General features: G+C 72.2%; 15 protein-coding genes, 2 tRNA genes, 1 pseudogene and 1 riboswitch. Of the genes and pseudogenes, 11 read left to right on the top strand and 7 right to left on the bottom strand.

Annotation, left to right across the window (positions count from 1 at the left end; all coding sequences use genetic code 11):
• From ACWCV3_RS23875 to ACWCV3_RS23850, 6 genes and pseudogenes are all read left to right on the top strand, one after another.
• Positions 1-236, top strand: a pseudogene (locus ACWCV3_RS23875) (DEAD/DEAH box helicase); the annotation flags it as partial.
• 119 nt (positions 237-355) lie between these two features.
• Entirely contained in the window at positions 356-1,837 is a 1,482-nt protein-coding gene (locus ACWCV3_RS23870) for an amino acid permease (RefSeq protein WP_451227662.1), read from the top strand.
• Between the two features lie 78 nt (positions 1,838-1,915).
• Positions 1,916-1,988, top strand: a tRNA-Lys gene (locus tag ACWCV3_RS23865).
• Between the two features lie 374 nt (positions 1,989-2,362).
• On the top strand, positions 2,363-2,566 hold the full coding sequence (locus tag ACWCV3_RS23860; protein WP_019329653.1) for a cold-shock protein: 204 nt from the start codon (positions 2,363-2,365) through the stop codon (positions 2,564-2,566).
• A 174-nt stretch (positions 2,567-2,740) separates the two neighbouring features.
• Positions 2,741-4,159 (top strand): DEAD/DEAH box helicase, encoded by a 1,419-nt coding sequence (locus ACWCV3_RS23855; RefSeq protein ID WP_451227658.1) that lies wholly within the window; start codon positions 2,741-2,743, stop codon positions 4,157-4,159.
• A gap of 63 nt (positions 4,160-4,222) precedes the next feature.
• On the top strand, positions 4,223-4,531 hold the full coding sequence (locus ACWCV3_RS23850) for an SCO5918 family protein (RefSeq protein WP_451227655.1): 309 nt from the start codon (positions 4,223-4,225) through the stop codon (positions 4,529-4,531).
• 123 nt (positions 4,532-4,654) lie between these two features.
• On the opposite strand, the gene ACWCV3_RS23845 is transcribed toward ACWCV3_RS23850, so the two are convergent.
• Entirely contained in the window at positions 4,655-5,014 is a 360-nt protein-coding gene (locus ACWCV3_RS23845; protein WP_451227652.1) for a hypothetical protein, read from the bottom strand.
• A 477-nt stretch (positions 5,015-5,491) separates the two neighbouring features.
• On the opposite strand from ACWCV3_RS23845, the gene ACWCV3_RS23840 reads away from it, so the two are divergent.
• Positions 5,492-5,830 carry a MerR family transcriptional regulator gene (locus ACWCV3_RS23840; RefSeq protein ID WP_451227649.1) on the top strand — a complete coding sequence of 113 codons (339 nt, stop codon included), beginning with the start codon at positions 5,492-5,494 and terminating at the stop codon, positions 5,828-5,830.
• Between the two features lie 44 nt (positions 5,831-5,874).
• Here ACWCV3_RS23840 and ACWCV3_RS23835 read toward each other — a convergent pair whose 3' ends face one another.
• Positions 5,875-8,163, bottom strand: coding sequence for an N-acetylmuramoyl-L-alanine amidase (locus ACWCV3_RS23835; RefSeq protein WP_451227646.1), 2,289 nt, complete (start codon positions 8,161-8,163; stop codon positions 5,875-5,877).
• Positions 8,164-8,332: 169 nt separating this feature from the next.
• Positions 8,333-8,722, bottom strand: a complete 390-nt coding sequence (locus ACWCV3_RS23830; protein WP_451227643.1) for an SCO4225 family membrane protein — start codon at positions 8,720-8,722, stop codon at positions 8,333-8,335.
• A gap of 169 nt (positions 8,723-8,891) precedes the next feature.
• On the opposite strand from ACWCV3_RS23830, the gene ACWCV3_RS23825 reads away from it, so the two are divergent.
• The 4 genes from ACWCV3_RS23825 to ACWCV3_RS23810 all read left to right on the top strand — a co-directional run bounded on the left by ACWCV3_RS23825 (position 8,892) and on the right by ACWCV3_RS23810 (position 12,680).
• On the top strand, positions 8,892-10,025 hold the full coding sequence (locus tag ACWCV3_RS23825; RefSeq protein WP_451227640.1) for a dihydrofolate reductase family protein: 1,134 nt from the start codon (positions 8,892-8,894) through the stop codon (positions 10,023-10,025).
• Positions 10,026-10,090: 65 nt separating this feature from the next.
• Positions 10,091-10,164: transfer RNA gene (locus tag ACWCV3_RS23820), tRNA-Met, on the top strand.
• A 260-nt stretch (positions 10,165-10,424) separates the two neighbouring features.
• Positions 10,425-10,592: riboswitch (cyclic di-AMP (ydaO/yuaA leader) on the top strand.
• Positions 10,593-10,601: 9 nt separating this feature from the next.
• Complete coding sequence (locus ACWCV3_RS23815; RefSeq protein ID WP_451227637.1) at positions 10,602-11,642, top strand: M23 family metallopeptidase; 1,041 nt, start codon at positions 10,602-10,604, stop codon at positions 11,640-11,642.
• 90 nt (positions 11,643-11,732) lie between these two features.
• Positions 11,733-12,680 carry an aldo/keto reductase gene (locus ACWCV3_RS23810; RefSeq protein WP_451227635.1) on the top strand — a complete coding sequence of 316 codons (948 nt, stop codon included), beginning with the start codon at positions 11,733-11,735 and terminating at the stop codon, positions 12,678-12,680.
• Between the two features lie 111 nt (positions 12,681-12,791).
• Here ACWCV3_RS23810 and ACWCV3_RS23805 read toward each other — a convergent pair whose 3' ends face one another.
• The 4 genes from ACWCV3_RS23805 to ACWCV3_RS23790 form a co-directional block, all read right to left on the bottom strand.
• A complete protein-coding gene (locus ACWCV3_RS23805; RefSeq protein WP_451227632.1) occupies positions 12,792-14,072 on the bottom strand; it encodes a PrsW family intramembrane metalloprotease in 1,281 nt (426 codons plus the stop codon).
• Positions 14,073-14,129: 57 nt separating this feature from the next.
• Complete coding sequence (gene trmB, locus ACWCV3_RS23800; RefSeq protein WP_451227629.1) at positions 14,130-14,948, bottom strand: tRNA (guanosine(46)-N7)-methyltransferase TrmB; 819 nt, start codon at positions 14,946-14,948, stop codon at positions 14,130-14,132.
• A gap of 89 nt (positions 14,949-15,037) precedes the next feature.
• Positions 15,038-16,255: an L-2-hydroxyglutarate oxidase gene (lhgO, locus tag ACWCV3_RS23795; RefSeq protein ID WP_451227770.1), complete on the bottom strand. Its 1,218-nt coding sequence runs from the start codon at positions 16,253-16,255 to the stop codon at positions 15,038-15,040.
• A 70-nt stretch (positions 16,256-16,325) separates the two neighbouring features.
• A complete protein-coding gene (locus ACWCV3_RS23790) occupies positions 16,326-17,750 on the bottom strand; it encodes an MFS transporter (RefSeq protein WP_451227626.1) in 1,425 nt (474 codons plus the stop codon).
• Between the last annotated feature and the right edge of the window lies 1 nt (position 17,751).

Below are 17,751 nucleotides of genomic sequence, written 5' to 3'. Positions count from 1 at the left end.
GTGGCGGCCGTTCCTTCGAGCGCCGTGACGACCGCGGTGGCTTCCGCCGCGACGACCGTGGCGGTCACCGGGGCAGCGACCGTCCGTTCAACCGCGAGCGCCGCGACGACCGTCCGGGCTTCCGCTCCGGCGGCCACGAGCGCCCCTACGGCCGCCGTGACGACCACCGCGGCACCGGCGGCTCGTCCTCCTTCGGCCGGCGCGACGACAAGCCCCGCTGGAAGCGCAACGGCTGACGCCAGTTGAGCCGGCGAAGGGCCCGTACGGATCTCCGTACGGGCCCTTCGGGTTTCCCGGCGTCTTACGGCCGCCGCGTCGCGCATGTCACGTCGACGGCCAGGGAATTGCTGGGGTCATGACAGACGACACGCAAGCGAAAGCCGAGTCGGCCCTGTCCGACGAGGAGCGGCTCGCCCAGCTCGGCTACACCCAGGTCCTGGCCCGCCGGATGTCGGCGTTCTCCAACTACGCCGTCTCCTTCACGATCATCTCGGTGCTGTCCGGCTGCCTCACGCTGTATCTGTTCGGCATGGTGACCGGCGGCCCCGCCGTGATCACCTGGGGCTGGGTGGCCGTCGGCCTGATGACGCTGTTCGTCGGCCTGTCGATGGCCGAGATCTGCTCCGCCTACCCGACCTCGGCCGGCCTGTACTTCTGGGCGCACCGGCTCGCGCCCCCGCGCTCGGCGGCGGCCTGGGCGTGGTTCACGGGGTGGTTCAACGTCCTCGGCCAGGTGGCGGTGACGGCGGGCATCGACTTCGGCGCGGCGTCCTTCCTCGGTGCCTGGCTGAACCTCCAGTTCGGCTTCCGGGTGTCGCCCGGCCGCACCGTCCTGCTCTTCGCCGCGATCCTGCTGCTGCACGGGCTGCTGAACACCTTCGGGGTGCGGATCGTCGCCCTGCTCAACAGCGTGAGCGTGTGGTGGCACGTGGGCGGTGTCGTCGTCATCGTCGGTGCGCTGGCCTTCCTGCCGGACCAGCACCGTTCGGCGTCCTTCGTGTTCACCCACTTCGTCAACCGGACGGGCTGGGGCAGCGGCTTCTACGTCGTGCTGCTCGGCCTCCTCATGGCGCAGTACACCTTCACCGGCTACGACGCCTCCGCCCACATGACCGAGGAGACCCACGACGCGGCGACCGCCGGCCCGCGGGGCATCGTCCGCTCCATCTGGACCTCATGGATCGCGGGGTTCGTACTGCTGCTGGGCTTCACCTTCGCCATCCAGTCCTACGACGGCGCCCTGGACTCGCCGACCGGCGCGCCCCCGGCGCAGATCCTCCTGGACGCGCTCGGCGCCACGACGGGCAAGCTGCTCCTGCTGGTGGTGATCGGCGCCCAGCTCTTCTGCGGGATGGCCTCGGTGACGGCCAACAGCCGCATGATCTACGCCTTCTCGCGGGACGGCGCGCTCCCCCTCTCCCGTGTCTGGCACACGGTCAGCCCGCGCACCCGGACCCCGGTCGCCGCGGTCTGGCTGGCCGCCCTGGGCGCCCTCGCCCTCGGCCTGCCGTACCTCATCAACTCCACGGCCTACGCGGCCGTGACGTCCATCGCGGTGATCGGGCTCTACATCGCCTACGTCGTCCCGACGCTGCTGCGCGTCCGCAAGGGCGCCGCGTTCCAGCGGGGGCCGTGGCACCTGGGCCGCTGGTCGCTCCCCGTCGGCGTGGTCTCGGTGCTCTGGGTCGCCCTGATCACGGTGCTCTTCATGCTGCCCCAGGTCTCGCCGGTCACCTGGGAGACCTTCAACTACGCCCCGGTCGCCGTCCTCGTCGTCCTCGGCTTCGCTGCCGCCTGGTGGTTCGCCTCCGCCCGCAACTGGTTCCTCCGCGACTGACCGACGCGGCCGTGTCACCGATACCCGATCGGAGACACGGCCGTCGCCAGCTATGCTCGGACAGAGCAACACCGCCCCGGGCCCTTAGCTCAATTGGCAGAGCAGTGGACTTTTAATCCATTGGTTGTGGGTTCGAGTCCCACAGGGCCTACGCCAACGCCCCCGGCTCGACGATCCGTTGAGCCGGGGGCGTGTCCGTTTCGCCCGGTGCCGGACGGCGGCCCGCCCGTGCGGCGCCTCGGGGTGCGGGCGGCGTGGGCGAGGGGGCGTCGCACTCCCCGTGAATCAATAGCTGTTCTGGCGGACTGAGTTTTCAATGGAACGCGCCGACAGATTTATTCACCGTAATGGCCGAGGTGCGATTTTTGCCGAACGCGGGACGCTGTGGCGTGCTACTGTCGGTCCCGGTTGCAGTCGTGGTTCCCGAAGTTGCATTTCCGGTCTTTTCCGGTTGGGGTGATCATCGCGGCGACACGCGGTACGTACAGTGCGTATCGCTATGCACTGCCCCGAAGGAGAATTGACATGGCTACTGGCACCGTGAAGTGGTTCAACGCGGAAAAGGGCTTCGGCTTCATCGAGCAGGACGGCGGCGGCGCCGACGTCTTCGCCCACTACTCCAACATCGCCGCCCAGGGCTTCCGTGAGCTGCTCGAAGGCCAGAAGGTGTCCTTCGACATCGCCCAGGGCCAGAAGGGCCCGACGGCCGAGAACATCGTCGTCGCCTGACGCTCGCGCGCACTTCGTGGCCGGGGCCCGCATCCTTCGGGGTGCGGGCCCCGGCCGCTTGCATTTCCCGCAGTGTCCTCACGCTGCGCTCCACCGGCTCATTCTTGTCAATTACCCGTGCGGCTCAATGCTGCGGGAATTCCTTGAGATGTGCCGAATCAGGGAAGGTTCCGCATGAACCGCACACACACGAACGTCCCCTCCACCCGTACCCGGCGCGGGAATTCGGGCCGCCGGACCCCCGCGGTCCAGGGGGAGTTCGCACTCCCCAGGACGACGACTCCCGCGCTTCCCGCCGTGGCGGATTTCGCCGGTCTCGACATGCCGGGGGAGCTGCTGGCCGCGCTCGGCGCGCAGGGCGTGACCGTGCCGTTCCCGATCCAGGCCGCGACCCTGCCGAACTCCCTGGCGGGCCGGGACGTGTTGGGCCGGGGCCGCACCGGCTCAGGCAAGACGCTCGCCTTCGGACTCGCGCTGCTGGCCCGTACGGCCGGGCGGCGCGCCGAGGCCCGGCAGCCGCTCGGGCTGGTCCTCGTACCGACGCGGGAACTGGCGCAGCAGGTCACCGACGCGCTCGCGCCGTACGCCCGCTCGGTGAGGCTGCGGCTGGCCACGGTCGTGGGCGGGATGCCGATCGGGCGGCAGGCGAGCGCGCTCCGCGGGGGCGCCGAGATCGTCGTCGCCACACCGGGACGCCTGGGAGACCTCATCGACCGGGGCGACTGCCGGCTGGACCAGGTCGCCGTCACGGTTCTGGACGAGGCCGACCAGATGGCCGACATGGGGTTCATGCCCCAGGTCACGGCCCTTCTGGACCAGGTGCGCCCGGGAGGCCAGCGCATGCTGTTCTCGGCGACCCTCGACCGCAACGTCGACCTGCTGGTGCGCCGCTACCTCGACGACCCGGTGGTGCACTCCGTCGACCCCTCGGCCGGCGCGGTCACGACGATGGAGCACCACGTGCTGCACGTCCACGGTGCCGACAAGCACGCGGCGACCACCGAGATCGCCGCACGCGACGGCCGCGTGATCATGTTCCTCGACACCAAGCACGCCGTCGACCGCCTCACCGAGCACCTGCTGAACAGCGGAGTGCGGGCCGCGGCCCTGCACGGCGGAAAGTCGCAGCCGCAGCGCACCCGCACCCTGGCGCAGTTCAGGACGGGCCACGTCAACGTGCTGGTGGCGACCAACGTCGCGGCACGCGGCATCCACGTCGACAATCTCGACCTCGTCGTCAACGTCGATCCGCCGACCGACCACAAGGACTATCTGCACCGCGGCGGCAGGACCGCCCGTGCGGGGGAGTCCGGCAGCGTCGTCACCCTGGTGACCCCGGGCCAGCGTCGCGGCATGACCCGCCTCATGGCGGCGGCCGGCATCGTCCCGCGCACCACCCCGGTCCGTGCCGGTGAGCAGGCCCTGCACCGCATCACCGGTGCTCAGGCCCCCTCCGGCGTCCCGGTCGTCATCACCGCGCCGGGGGCCGATCGCCCCAAGAGGCGTTCAGCACCCGCCCGCGGCAGGCGCCGGCCCGCCCCGGCTGCCCGCCGGGAACCCGGACGGCGGGCAGCCGACGGTACGGCGGCATAGGACCCTGGTGTGGTGCCACGTCACCGAGACCGGCTCCGTCTTCCCATCTCCCTGTGAGGCATCATGCGCTGTGTCATCGCACGTTTCCCGTTCGAGCTGACCAAGAACGGCGTGCTGGAATCGATGAAGGGCGTCAAGCCCGAGCCGGTCACCGCCGAGTCGGTGATCATCGGTCGCCGCCACTACCCCGCCAAGCAGGTCGGCGAGGTCGTCACCCGTCAGGACCGCCGCGATTTCAGTGCCGGTGAGGTGCTGCGGGCCATGGCCCGGCTCGGCTTCACCTGCCGTACGGCTCCCGAGGCCGTCCCCGCGCCGGCCGAGACCCCGCTGGAGCGGGCGTCCGCGATGCTCGGCACCCCCCTGACCGGCTGACGGACGGGGCGGGCGCGAGCCCGGCGTAACGGCGAAGAGCACCGAGGGCCCGACCGGCACGCGCCGGTCGGGCCCTCTTCGTGTTCTCCGTGCCCGTTCCCGGCGCGGGAGCGGGTCGGTGGGTCACTGGTCGGAGTAGCTGAAGTCACCCATGGTCCAGGCGGTGACGTCCTCGATCGCGACGCGGTACATCCCGCCCGTCATCGGGATGCCCACGGTGCCCTGCAGGATGCGGGCGACGTGGAAGTGAAGGTGCGTGGGTGTCCCGTCCCGCTTCACGGGGGCGTCGAAGACGGCGCAGAACTCGCCCAGATGGGTGGAATCCCGCAGGACCTCGGACACCCTCCGCCGCCACATGGCTTCGGGGGCCAGGCGACCGGTGATGACGGCACCACTGGTGACCACGGTGAGGGACATCTGATTGCTCTGCCCGGACTCCACGAGGGCGGCGATGTCAACGATCAGCTCGTCAGGCTTCGGCATGACGTCGGATTCTATGCGCCGGTCCGTGCCGGGCTGCGGGGGCCTCCGCGAAGGCCGCCGGAAACGGATACCTTTCCGTCGGACACGCGAAAATCTATCGCGGCCAACGTAGACATTCGAGGTGCACTTGGCTACGGTTTCTCTCGTAGCCGAGATCGATCAGGGTCGGGCAGACACGAACTGCCCGGCAGCCGTACAGGTGTGACAAGCGATCGGTCCAGAGGGAAGAACGGAGGAGTCGAGCGCCATCAGGATCGCCCGGACCGGCAGGCCGGCCTCCGGGTACCGCAGGACATCGATAGGCAGGTGGTCTCCGGTCACGCATCCGCGATCCCCGCACCCCCGTCGGAGTATCGGGCGGCCGTGCGGACACAGAAGGCCGACGCGGTATTAGGGTCGGCAGATGGTTGCAGTTCCTTCGGGGCCTTGGTGCCGTACGGCACCAAGGCCCCTCCACGCGTGCCACTGAGAGGTGAGATGACAGCAGACGAGTCGCTGGGCCGTCTCGACGACGACGACTACCCCGCCTACACGATGGGCCGGGCCGCCGAACTGATCGGCACCACGCCCGGCTTCCTCCGTGCCCTCGGCGAAGCACGGCTTATCACGCCCCTGCGCTCCGGGGGCGGCCACCGCCGCTACTCCCGCTACCAGTTGCGGATCGCGGCCCGCGCGCGTGAACTCGTGGACCAGGGCACGCCGATCGAGGCCGCGTGCCGGATCATCATCCTCGAGGACCAGCTCGAGGAAGCCCAGCGACTCAACGCCGAGTACCGCCGTGCCGGCGTGTCGCCCGGTCCCGCCGCCGACGCCTGAGGCGAGCGGGCCCGCCGGATCCGGCGGGCCCTCGGGTGGCCGGGCTACTTCAGGTAGACGATCCCGTCGGTCGTGATGGCCGGGCGGCCCGTCGTGGCGCGGACCACGATCTTCAGGGTGTGCTTCGCGCTCGTCGGCCAGGTCCTGGTCCACAGCGCGTCGCGGTAGGCCGTGGTGGAGGACTTCAGGTCGGCGGTGGTGACCTTGGTGCCGTCCACGTAGATGTCCGCCTGCCCCGAGGTCGACGCCCGGGAGACCACCCACGCGACCGAGCGGCCGGTGAAGGTCCAGGTCAGTGAGGCGTTCTTGGTGCTGCTGCCGAGGGAGCGGCCGCCCAGGTAACTGGATGAGGACTTGGCGGTCCAGGTGCCGGACCTGGTCGCCGAGGTCTCCTGGAGGATCACCGGGGTGCCCGGGACGGAGGCGCTCGCTGAGTTGCCGAGGGTGTCGTACGCCCGCAGCGTCCATGCCGTCGCCGCACCGGACCTGGCGGTCTGGGCGGCGCTGGTGACCGTCGGACCGTAGGTCCGGGCGAGCGGGGCGGTGAGGCGGGTCTCCCTCAGCGAGACGTTGTCCGCGGCCTTCCAGCCGAGGGTGAGCGGGACGGCGGTAGTGTTGACCGTGCCGGTCCGCAGCGAGAGGTTCGGCCTGGTGGTGAAGGTGGGCGCGGTGGTGTCTGCGACGACCGCGCGTTCGGCGCTGGTCGCCGTACGGCCCGACTGGTGCACCGCCTTGACCTGCACCTTGTGGGTGCCGGCCGGCAGCGTCAGCTTGGCCGAGGTGGCCGAACCGGCGACCGTGGCGGCCGTCCTGCCGTCGACCAGGACCTGGAACGAGGAGATCAGCGAGGCCGGGGTCGTCGTGGACCAGCTCACCGTGAGCGGGCCGTTGGTGTACGGGGTGGTGCCGACCGTCTCGGTACCGGTGACCGTGCCGAGGGTGAGGCCCGTGACGGGGCCCGCGGCCAGCGTGCGGACGGTGCCGAGGGCTGCGTAGAACGCGTCACCGGGGCACACCGTGTTGTACCCGTCGCGGTGGCCGTGGATCGCGGGGAGGGTCAGCTCCTCGCCCGGCTCCCACGTCCGCCCCGCGAAGTTCTGCCCGCTGAGCGCCGTGGTGAGGGTGACCGTCGCGTCCGGCTGCACCCCGTACTGGCCCAGTTTCCACGCGGCCAGACGTGCCACGGAGGCCATCGCGGCCATCGGGGGCGGCGAGTCGACGTACGTGCCGAGGACCGCGATGCCGGTCGTCTGCGAGTTGAAGCCGTACGCGTGCGCGCCCACGACCGGGAGGTCCACCCCGCCCTTGCGGCCCTCGTAGATCGTCCCGCACTTGTCGACGACGAAGTTGTAGCCGAGGTCCTTCCAGCCGAGCCCGGTCACGTCGTACGTGTAGACCGCGTTGATGATCGACGGCGCCTCGGCGCAGGTGTAGTCGTTGGTCGAGGCGGTGTGGTGGACCACCACCGCCTTGATCCTGCCGTCGATGTACGCCGGTGCCTCGGGGCTGATGGATTCGTCCGCCTTCCACCCCGAGCGCGGGATGATCGGCGGGCTGGGGACGGTGGAGCTCGGCGCGGCCGGGACGGACACGGACGCGGAGGGAGAGGCGGTGTCCGAGGGCGGTGCCGACGCGCTCTGGGACGCCGGGGGCGACTCGGCGGGCGGCTCGGTCGGCTGGTCCGGCGAGGATTCGGCGGCCGAGGGTTCGGCGGTGGTCGCGTCCGGCGGGGCGGGCTCGGTGGTGGCGACGTCCGTGGGGTCCGGTGTCCCGGCCGGGCTGTCGGTGGCGGTGGGCTCTCCGGTGTCGTCGGGCCCGTCCACGACGTAGGCGGCGGGCTCGGTGTCACCCCCGGTGTTCTTCCCGCCCGCCGTGATCATGTCGAGGCGGAGCCCCGCCGGCAGCTTCGTGGTGGCCCTGCCGTCGATCCGCACCTCGACGCCGTCCGACAGTCCCACCCACGCGGGCTCGGTGCCGCCGCGCGAGGCGTGCTGCTCGCCCGCACCCCGGTCGCTGTCCAGCAGCAGCCAGCGCGACCACTTCCCGGACGCCACGGCCCGCGAGCGCACCTCCACCTTCCCGGCCAGCCTGGCGGAGGGTTTCTCCCAGCTCACCCCGAGCATGCTGAACGGCTCGGCGTCCCGGCGGGCGAGCACCGCGCCGGTGCCGTCCCCCCGGGCGTCCAGCGCGGCCGACCGTACCCGGTCCCGTACCGGGGCGACGGCGCTCGTCCCGTCGTGCCCGGGGTCCCCGCCGCTCACCCCCTGCACGACCAACGTCCCGCACACGGCCGCCGCGACGGCCGCCCCCGTCCCCCACCAACGTGCCCTCATACCGGTTCGGACGCCTTTCCCCGCAGTGACTGGTCCATGGAGCCTTCACGAATCCCCCCTCCCCAGGAGGTTCGGTGAAGGGCATGATCGGAGGCTGACCGTACCTGATGAGGTCATGCCATCAATTGGGTTATACATTTTTTCCGTGGTCCATACCTGACCGGGAGACTCAGCGCCGCAGCGCACGCGCGAGCCGTCCGAGCAGCACGGCGTTGCAGAGACCGGCCAGGGCGGTACCGGCGGCGAAGACCGCCAGGCTCAGCGCGCCGTTCCCCAGGGGCCCGGACACCGTGATGGCGACGATGCTGAGCGGAGCCGTGGCCATGAGCGGCCAGATCCCGGCGAAACCGGGGTCGGGTGACAGACACACGGCCCAGAGGAAGAACCCGATCGCCGCCGCGACCACGGCGAGGTACCCGCGCGAGAGCCAGTTGTCCACGGCTGATGCCAGCAGTACCCGCACCCGCTGCCGGGGACGTGCGCCGGCGGATCCGAACCCCGAGAGCCGGGTGCCGGTGGCGAGGACGAAGAGGCGGCGCGGGCGGATGGCGTGCGGCATCGAGGTCTCCTTGTGGTCGCTGGTCCCACAGTGGGGCCGCGCCGCCGGGCGGGGATGAGTAGCCGTACTCATCCCCGCCCGGGCAGGGCACACACCGGTACGGAGTACAAAGGGGGTGCCCGCCCGTGGAACCCCGAGTCCGCGGCCCAGAGTCCGGAAGAGCGCGCCGATGCCCTACCCCCATGTCCTGCTGTCCGCCGCCGTCTCGCTCGACGGGTACCTGGACGACACCGGCCCCGAGCGGCTGCTGCTCTCCGGCCCCGCCGACTTCGACCGCGTGGACGAGGTGCGGGCCTCGGTGGACGCGATCCTCGTGGGCGCCGGGACCATCCGCGCCGACAACCCCCGGCTCCTGGTCAACTCGCCCGCACGCCGGGCCGCGCGGGTGGCCGAGGGGCGGGCGGAGTACCCGCTGAAGGTGACCGTCTCCGGGTCCGGCGATCTGGACCCGGCCGCCCGCTTCTGGCACACCGGCGGCGAGAAGCTCCTCTACACGACCGACGCGGGCGCGCAACGGGCCGCGGGGCTCCTCGGGGACAGCGCCGACGTGGTCCCGCTCGGCACGGCCCTCGACTGGCGTGCGCTGCTCACGCACCTGCACGACGTGCGCGGGGTACGCCGGCTGATGGTGGAGGGCGGCGGCACCGTGCACACCCAGCTCCTCCGGCAGGGCCTCGCCGACGAACTCCAGCTCGTCCTCGCCCCGCTCCTCGTCGGCGACCCGGCAGCCCCCCGCCTCTTCGGCCCCGGCGCGTACCAGGGCGGCCGGCTGCGGCTGACCGGCACCCGCCGGATCGAGGACGTCGTCCTGATGCGCTACGAGCCCACCGCCCCCGGCGCCGGCCCGCTGGACACCGCCGCCGACCGGCACTGGCTGCGCACCGCCTGCGAGCTGGCGGCGCTCTGCCCGCCCTCGGACACGGCCTTCAGCGTCGGCGCGGTCGTCGTCGCGGCGGACGGCACCGAACTGGCGCGCGGCTTCTCCCGCGAGGGCGGCGACCCTGTGGTCCACGCCGAGGAGGCCGCGCTCGCCAAGCTGGACCCGGCCGACCCGCGCCTGCCCGGCGCCACCGTCTACAGCAGCCTGGAGCCCTGCGCCCACCGAGCCTCCCGGCCCGTCCCGTGCGCCGGGCTGATCCTGGCCGCGGGGGTACGCAGAGTGGTCACCGCCTGGCGTGAGCCGGACACCTTCGTCACCGCGGCCGACGGTGCGGGTCTGCTGGCCGCCGAGGGCGTGGAGGTGGTGACGGTGCCCGGGTACGCCGCTCTCGCACAGCGGCCGAACGCCCACCTTGCGCACTGAGGCCCACGTCACGGCCCCATGTGTGCGCCGGACCCCGCGGATGACGTATGCTTGAGACACAACGACGCGGGGTGGAGCAGCTCGGTAGCTCGCTGGGCTCATAACCCAGAGGTCGCAGGTTCAAATCCTGTCCCCGCTACTGAAAACTCAGGGCCGGAATCCATTCAATGGATTCCGGCCCTGAGTGCTTTCCGGGACGGCTGGTGTTTTTGAGTCACCAGCGAAACCCCTGTGACTCCTGAAGCGCGGTCAACTCGACCTGTTCGTGCCGTTCCTGGCCGTTTCACCCCCCGTCAGAAGGTGAAACGATCAAGCCGAACGGGCTTGGAATCCGGTGCGCGTGTCTATTAACGTTCGATAACGCAGCGCGGTCGTTACAGCCGTCAGCAGAGACGGCGCCGTGCGCACACGCCGAATCCCGCGAGGGAACCGGGGACCCACCACTTTGGGGTGAATCGCGCCCTGTCCGCCGTGCACCACCCCTGGTGCACGCCGGGTTTACGCGCGTAGGAGACCTTCCTTCTCCGAACCCGTCAGCTAACCCGGTAGGCGGAGGAGGGAAAGGAGTGCGCCCGCGTGGCGTCCAACCGGCCTGCCCCACAAGTCCCGTTCGCGCCGGACGCGAGTGAGCCCTTTGCCTACGGCGCCCCCCGTGCCGATGGCGGCGCGTGGGAGGAGTGGAACCCCACCGAGGAGTCCGTTTCCCTCGGTGCCGCCGCACGCGGCCGCCACCGGGTGGCCAAGCAGCGCGGCGGCGGACTCGCCCGCAGTTCCACCGTGCTCGGTGTCGGTGTCGTCGCCGCCGTCGGCGCGGGTGGCATGGCGAGCGCCCACACCGGCAAGCCGCCCGTGTCCATCGCGATGCCCGACCTGCCCTCCGTGGACTCCCTGATCGACGGGCACCACCACACGCAGACGCCCGCCGCCTCCCTGGCCGGTGTCGCCACCGCCACGGCCACCGCCGCCGGCGAGGACTCCACCGCCGACGCGGGCGAGGCGCTGCGCAACCGGATCATGGCCCAGGCGGAGCGGCAGCAGAGCAAGGCCGACAGCCGGGCCACCGCGGCGGCCGTCGCCAGGGCCGACCAGCAGGCCGCGGAGGCCGCCGCCAAGGCGGTCGAGGAAGCCTCCGTGAAGGCCGCCGCGGCCAAGGAGAAGGCGGAGGCCGACGCCGAGAAGAAGGCGGAAGCGGCCCGGCTCGCCACGCTGGCCAAGCAGTACACGCTGCCGACCTCCTCGTACACGATCACCTCGACCTTCGGGCAGGCCGGCTCGATGTGGTCCTCCGGGTACCACACCGGGCTCGACTTCGCCGCGCCCACCGGCACGCTGATCAAGGCGATCCACAGCGGCACGATCACCGAGGCCGGCTGGGCCGGGTCGTACGGCTACCGCACGGTCCTCACCTTGGACGACGGCACCGAGCTGTGGTTCTGCCACCAGTCCTCGATCAGCGTGAGCGCCGGGCAGAAGGTGTCCACCGGCGAGGTCATCGGCCGTGTCGGCGCCACCGGCAACGTCACCGGTCCGCACCTGCACCTCGAGGTCCATCCCGGCGGTCAGCCCACCGGTACCGACCCGGGCGCGTGGCTGCGGAGCAAGGGGCTCACCCCCTGAGGCGGACGCGGCCCGGGGGTCCTGGCGTGGCGTGACCGGGTCCCGGCCCCTAACCGGAATGGACGGTACCGGGGTGGTCGTTGAGCAGGCATGACCGCTTCTCCGCGCAAACTCGGCTCCTCCTCCCTCGAGGTCTTCCCGCTGGCCCTCGGTGGCAACGTCTTCGGCTGGACCGCCGACCGGGACACGTCCTTCGCCGTCCTGGACGCCTATCGCGGCGCGGGCGGCAACTTCATCGACACCGCGGACGTCTACTCGGCCTGGGCCGAGGGCAACGAGGGCGGGGAGTCCGAGACGATCATCGGTGAGTGGGTGCGGGCCAGGGGGGTCCGCGACCAGGTCGTCATCGCCACCAAGGTCAGCCAGCATCCCGAGTTCCAGGGCCTCGGCGCCGCCAACATCAAGGCCGCCGCCGACGCTTCCCTGCGGCGTCTCGGTACCGATCACATCGACCTCTACTACACCCACTTCGACCAGCCCGAGGTGCCCGTCGAGGAGATCATCGGTGCGCTGGACGAGCTGGTGCGGGCGGGGAAGGTGCGGTACATCGGGGCGTCCAACATCAGCGCCGAGCGGCTGAAGGAGTCGCTGGAGTTCTCCGAGCGCTCGGGCCTGGCGCGGTACGTCGCGCTCCAGCCGCACCACAACCTCGTCTCGCGGGACACGTACGAGGGTCCGCTGCAGGACGTCGCCGCTCGCGAGGGGCTCTCGGCCGTGCCGTACTTCGCGCTCGCGTCGGGCTTCCTCACCGGTAAGTACCGGCCGGGGGCGGCGGTGGACAGCGCGCGGGCGGGTTCCGCGGCCAGGCATCTCGGCTCCGAGCGGGGGCAGCGGGTGCTGGCAGCGCTGGACGAGGTCGCCTCGGCCCATGACACCGCGGTGGCCACGGTCGCGCTGGCCTGGCTCGCCGCCCAGCCGACGGTCGCCGCGCCCATCGCCTCGGCCCGCACCGTGGACCAGCTCCCGGCGCTCCTGGACGTGGCTGAGCTTCGGCTGACGGCCGCGGAGCTGGAGTCGCTGACGGAGGCGTCCGCCTGAGATGAGCGGCCCCGGCCTCGCGGGTACGGGCTGGTCGCCGCCCCCTGCGATGCCGTGCCGGCCCCGCGTCCCTGAGGCACCGCCGTCGCCCCCCAGGGCGCACGAAGGACCCTAGGTGCGGTACGGGTTGTAGCCCGCGTACGGGGGTGCCGGGTGGCCGTAGCGCTGCCAGTAGGTGACGGGAGCGGGGGGCGGCGCCGTCAGGTGGGCCGCGTACTCCAGGGCCGGGCGGGAGAGGGACCGGGTTCGCCAGAGGGCCGTGAGGAGTTCGTGCTCCCGGGCGGCGAAGTCGGGGCCCACGCGGCCCGCGCGGGCGCGGTGGCGCAGCAGGGCCAGTTCCGTGGCGGCGGTCTCGTAGCGGACCACCGCGCGGGCGGCCGGGCGCCCACCCAGGAAGCGGCGGGCGTGGTCGCGGGCCAGGCGCCGGGCGCGCAGCGAACCGAGGGCGAAGGGCTCGGCGGGGGCGAGCCAGCCGGCGTAGACGTAGACGGGGAGTTCCTCGCGGGCCACGCGGAGTTCGCGCTGCCGGGAGCGGATCAGCAGCCAGGCCAGCAGGCCGAACGCGGGGGCCATGAAGCCGCCGTAGACGACGAGGAAGCCGAACTGGCCGAAGGCGGCCGAGCCGTTCCACAGGGCGTGCATGCTCATGGCCAGCAGGAGACCGCCCACCGGGAAGAGCCAGCGCAGCCGGCGCCCGCGGGGCAGCGCGGCCAGACCGAAGCCGATGCCGGTGAACACGGTGAACAGGGGATGGGCGAACGGCGACATCACCCCGCGCACGAAGAACGTCGCGGCGGTCACCGAGACGATGCCCGTGGTGCCGATGGACTGGTCGGTGCCGAAGGCGTTGCCCAGGTACAGGATGTTCTCGGTGAACGCGAACCCGGTCGCGGTCACCCCGGCTATCGCCGCGCCCCCGACCGGCCCCGTGAAGTCGCGTCTGCGGAAGACGAACACGAGCAGCACGGCGGCGGCCTTCGCGGACTCCTCCACCACCGGGGCGACCACCGTCGCGCCGAGCGTGTCCGCGCCTGACGGGTCGGCGGTCGCGGTGGCGATCCAGTGGGTGGCGAAGCTGTTGGCGACGATGGCGATCAGCGCCGCCGCGCAGGCCCCCCACGCGAAGGCGAACAGCAGATTCCGCCAGGGGCCGGGCCGTACCCGGTCCAGCCAGCGGAACGCGGCTGTCAGCCAGGGCACAGGCACCACGGCCAGACCCAGCCCGACGAGGAACCCCTCCGTACCGGTCTGCCGCCGCACCAGCGCCAGGATCACCAGACCGGACAGCGCCAGCAGCCCGGCCAGCGCCCCGTGCCGCACCCACTCCCGCCGCCACCAGGCCGGCCGGGGACCGTCGGGGTGGGGCGGGTACGGCTGAGAACTGATGGCCACGGCATCGACCCTAACGCCGACCGGGCCGTACGGCCCGGGGCTTCACGGCCCGCCGGGCTACGGGTTCGTGTGCGGTACGCGGCGGAAGAGGAGGTCGTTCACCACGTGGCCCTTGTCGAGGCCCTGGCCCTCGAAGCGGGTCAGCGGGCGGAACGCGGGACGCGGGGCGTAGCCGCCCTCGGCGCGGGTGTTCTCGAAGCCGGGGTGCGCGTCGAGCACCTCCAGCATCTGCTCGGCGTACGGCTCCCAGTCCGTCGCGCAGTGCACGGTCGCGCCGGGCGCCAGCCGGCTGGCGGCCAGGGTGAGGAACTCGGGCTGGATCAGCCGCCGCTTGTGGTGGCGCTTCTTGGGCCAGGGGTCGGGGAAGTAGACGCGGAGCCCGTCGAGGGAGTCGGGGGTGAGCATCTCCCGCAGCAGGATGATCGCGTCGCCGTTGCCGACCCGGACGTTGGTCAGGCCGCCCTGCTCGGCGAGGTTCAGCAGATTGCCCTGGCCGGGGGTGTGCACGTCGACGGCGAGGACGTTGGTGTCCGGGGCGGCCGCCGCCATCTGCGCGGTGGCCTCGCCCATGCCGAAGCCGATCTCCAGCACGACGGGACGGGAGTTGCCGAACAGTTCCGCGAGGTCGATGACCCGCTGCCCGTCGATGTCCAGCCCCCACTGCGGCCACAGCCGGGTCAGCGCGTCGGCCTGTCCGGTGGTGACCCTGCTGCGCCGGGGCTGGAAGCTGCGGATGCGCCGCTCGAAGTGCGATCCGGCGGGATCGGGCTGCGGGCCGTCGGGAAACCGGGGCTCGCCCTTGCTCCGCGAGGTCCGCGCGGAGGGCCCGGCCTCGGCGGGGCGGATGGCTTCGGGGGTGTTCACGGAGTCAGACACAGTGACTCCGATTTTAGGCGCTCCGAGGACAGGACCCGCGGCGTCGGCGCGGGTGTGGTCGGTCACGGCAGGCGGACCCGGTGGTCCGCTCACAGCGCCCGCAGCATCGTGAGCGTCCGCCGGCTCACCTCCCGGCCGATCGGGAGGGACGCCGTGGCCGCCGGGGACGGGGCGTTCAGGACGTGTACCGCGCGGGCGCCCTCGCGGATGAGGAAGTCGTCGACCAGCGTCCCGTCGCGGGTGACCGCCTGGGCGCGGACGCCGGCCGGGGCGCGGACCAGATCGCGTGCCTCCACACCGGGCACCAGGCGGCGGACCGCGTCCAGGAAGGCCGGCCTGGAGAGTGAGCGGTGCATCTCGCCCGCGCCGTAGCGCCAGTGTCTGCGGGCCAGGGCCCAGGCGCCGGGCCAGGCCGCGGTGGCCGCCAGCTCGCGCGGGCGGACGACACCCCAGCCGTACCCCTCGCGGGCGAGCGCCGGGACGGCGTTGGGGCCGACGTGGACCCCGCCGTCGAGGCCCTTGGTCAGGTGGACGCCGAGGAAGGGGAACGCGGGGTCGGGCACCGGATAGACCAAGCCGCGCACCAGCTCCGGCCGGGCCAGCTCGTAGTACTCGCCCCGGAACGGCACGATCCGCACGCCCGGCTCGTCCCCGGTGAGGCGGGCCAGCTCGTCGCAGTACAGGCCCGCGCAGTTGACCAGGACGCGGGCGCGGACCACCTGGCCGGCCGAGGTCAGCACCGCCACGCCCCGGTCGGGACGCCGGTCCACCCGGACGACCCGCGAGCCGTACCGGATCTCGGCACCTGAGGCGCGGGCCAGCTGCCGGGCGACGGCGGTGAAGTCGCAGACGCCGGTCGTGCCGACGTGGATCGCGGCCAGACCGCGCACCTCGGGTTCGTACTCGGCGATCTGGGCGGCGCCCAGCTCGCGCACCGGGATGCCGTTCTCCCGGCCGCGCTGCACCAGGGCGTGCAGCCGGGGCAGCTCGGCGCGGTCGGTGGCGACGATCAGCTTGCCGGTGACGGAGTGGTCGATGCCGTACTCCGCGCAGAACTTGATCATCTCGGCGGCGCCGCGCACCGCGTACCGCGCCTTGAGCGAGCCCGGGCGGTAGTAGATGCCGCTGTGCACGACCCCGCTGTTGCGGCCGGTCTGGTGGCGTGCCGGGCCGGGCTCCTTCTCCAGCACGGTCACCCGCGTGCCGGGCGCGGCGCGCGTCAGGGCGTACGCCGTCGACAGCCCGACGATGCCGCCACCGACCACCAGCACGTCGCAGTCGTACGCGTCCGCCCGCACCTGCACCACCTCCCGGCCTCGATAGTGCACTGCGCCACTGACAACGCCTTCAAACCGCGCCGCAGCAGCCTTGTGCCGCTTACGCGGGAGCCATCAGCAGCGGGCGGGCCCGTTCGCGGAGTTCCACCACCCGGGGTTCGTCGCCGTAGGGCTCCAGGCGGTGGAGGAGGTCCTTGACGTACTCGGTGGTGCGGGCGGAGGAGATGCGGCCGGCCACCTCGACCGCGCGTACGCCCTGCTCGCAGGCCGCGTCCAGGTTGCCCGACTCCAGTTCGGCCACCGCGGAGACCACCAGGCGCAGCCCGTGCGAGCGGACGAACTCCTCGGTGGGTTTGGACAGTGCCTGTTCGGTGAAGCGGCGCACCTGGCGGGGTGCCTTGAGGTCGCGGTAGCACTCGGCGGCGTCGGCGGCGAAGCGGTCGTAGCCGTAGAAGCCGAGCCAGGACGGGTCGCTGTCGCCCTCGCGGGACCGCTCCAGCCAGCCCTCGGAGGACTTCAGGGCCGCACCGGCCGCGTGCGCGTCACCCGCGCGCGCGTGGGCCCGCGCCTCGACCAGCCGGAAGAAGCTCATCGTGCGCGCGGTGGCCAGCCCCCGGTTCCGCTCCAGCGCGGCCTGGGCGAGGTCGACGCCCTCGTCCCCGAAGCCCCGGTAGGTCGCCTGGAGGGACATGGAGGCGAGCACGTACCCGCCGAGCGGGACGTCGGCCGCCGCGCGGGCCAGCCGGAGCGCCTGGATGTAGTACCGCTGGGCCGCCTCCTGCTGGCCGGTGTCGAAGGCCATCCACCCCGCCAGCCGGGTCAGTTCGGCCCCCGCGCCGAACAGCGCACGGCCGACTTCGTCGGAGTAGGAGCCGAGCAGCAGCGGGGCCGCCTCCACCCTCAGGCACTCCGGCACCATCGAGGAACGCCAGTCACCGCCGCCGTACTTGGAGTCCCAGCGGCGGGCGTCCTCGGCGGCCTCCCGGAGCTTCTGCACATCACTGTGGCCGACTTTGATCGGTGCGGCGGCGCCTCCCTCGGGATGCGCCTCCCGCTCCACCGAGCTGTCGGCGGGGGTTATCAGCCATCGCGAAGCGGGCGTCGCGTAGGCGCTCACGGCGAACGACCCCGCGAGCGACTGCCAGATCCCGCCCGACCCGGCGCGGCGTCCGGCCAGGTCCAGGCGGTACAGGTCGGTCGCCGAGCGCACCGCCTGCCCCACGTCGCGCGGGAAGGCGAGACCCACCTCGGGCGCGGGGTCGGCGTCGGCGAGGCCGATCTCGTGCAGCGGCACCGGCCGGCCGAGCTTCTGCCCGATCGCGGCCGCGATCAGATGCGGTGCCGCACCCTGCGGCACCATGCCCTTCGACACCCAGCGCGCGACCGAGGTCTTGTCGTACCGGAGCGTCAGACCCCGTTGCGCGCCCAGGTCGTTGACCCGGCGCGCCAGTCCCGCGTTGCTGATTCCCGCGAGGGCGAGAACGGTGCCGAGTTTCTCGTTCGGCCCGCGTTGCTCCCTGGACATG

The organism is Streptomyces sp. NPDC001781, from assembly GCF_053596035.1.
The sequence above is the reverse complement of the archived record's forward strand: the minus strand, read 5'-3'. Positions and strand labels throughout refer to the sequence as shown.

What these genes read in the sequence shown, in the direction of transcription:
- ACWCV3_RS23850 (WP_451227655.1), top strand. Translation starts at nt 4,223, where the DNA reads ATGCGCTGTGTCATCGCACGTTTCCCGTTCGAGCTGACCAAGAACGGC.
- ACWCV3_RS23825 (WP_451227640.1), top strand. Translation starts at nt 8,892, where the DNA reads ATGCCCTACCCCCATGTCCTGCTGTCCGCCGCCGTCTCGCTCGACGGG.
- ACWCV3_RS23835 (WP_451227646.1), bottom strand. Translation starts at nt 8,163, where the DNA reads ATGAGGGCACGTTGGTGGGGGACGGGGGCGGCCGTCGCGGCGGCCGTG.
- ACWCV3_RS23870 (WP_451227662.1), top strand. Translation starts at nt 356, where the DNA reads ATGACAGACGACACGCAAGCGAAAGCCGAGTCGGCCCTGTCCGACGAG.
- ACWCV3_RS23830 (WP_451227643.1), bottom strand. Translation starts at nt 8,722, where the DNA reads ATGCCGCACGCCATCCGCCCGCGCCGCCTCTTCGTCCTCGCCACCGGC.
- ACWCV3_RS23845 (WP_451227652.1), bottom strand. Translation starts at nt 5,014, where the DNA reads ATGCCGAAGCCTGACGAGCTGATCGTTGACATCGCCGCCCTCGTGGAG.
- ACWCV3_RS23840 (WP_451227649.1), top strand. Translation starts at nt 5,492, where the DNA reads ATGACAGCAGACGAGTCGCTGGGCCGTCTCGACGACGACGACTACCCC.
- ACWCV3_RS23810 (WP_451227635.1), top strand. Translation starts at nt 11,733, where the DNA reads ATGACCGCTTCTCCGCGCAAACTCGGCTCCTCCTCCCTCGAGGTCTTC.
- ACWCV3_RS23855 (WP_451227658.1), top strand. Translation starts at nt 2,741, where the DNA reads ATGAACCGCACACACACGAACGTCCCCTCCACCCGTACCCGGCGCGGG.
- ACWCV3_RS23790 (WP_451227626.1), bottom strand. Translation starts at nt 17,750, where the DNA reads ATGTCCAGGGAGCAACGCGGGCCGAACGAGAAACTCGGCACCGTTCTC.
- ACWCV3_RS23860 (WP_019329653.1), top strand. Translation starts at nt 2,363, where the DNA reads ATGGCTACTGGCACCGTGAAGTGGTTCAACGCGGAAAAGGGCTTCGGC.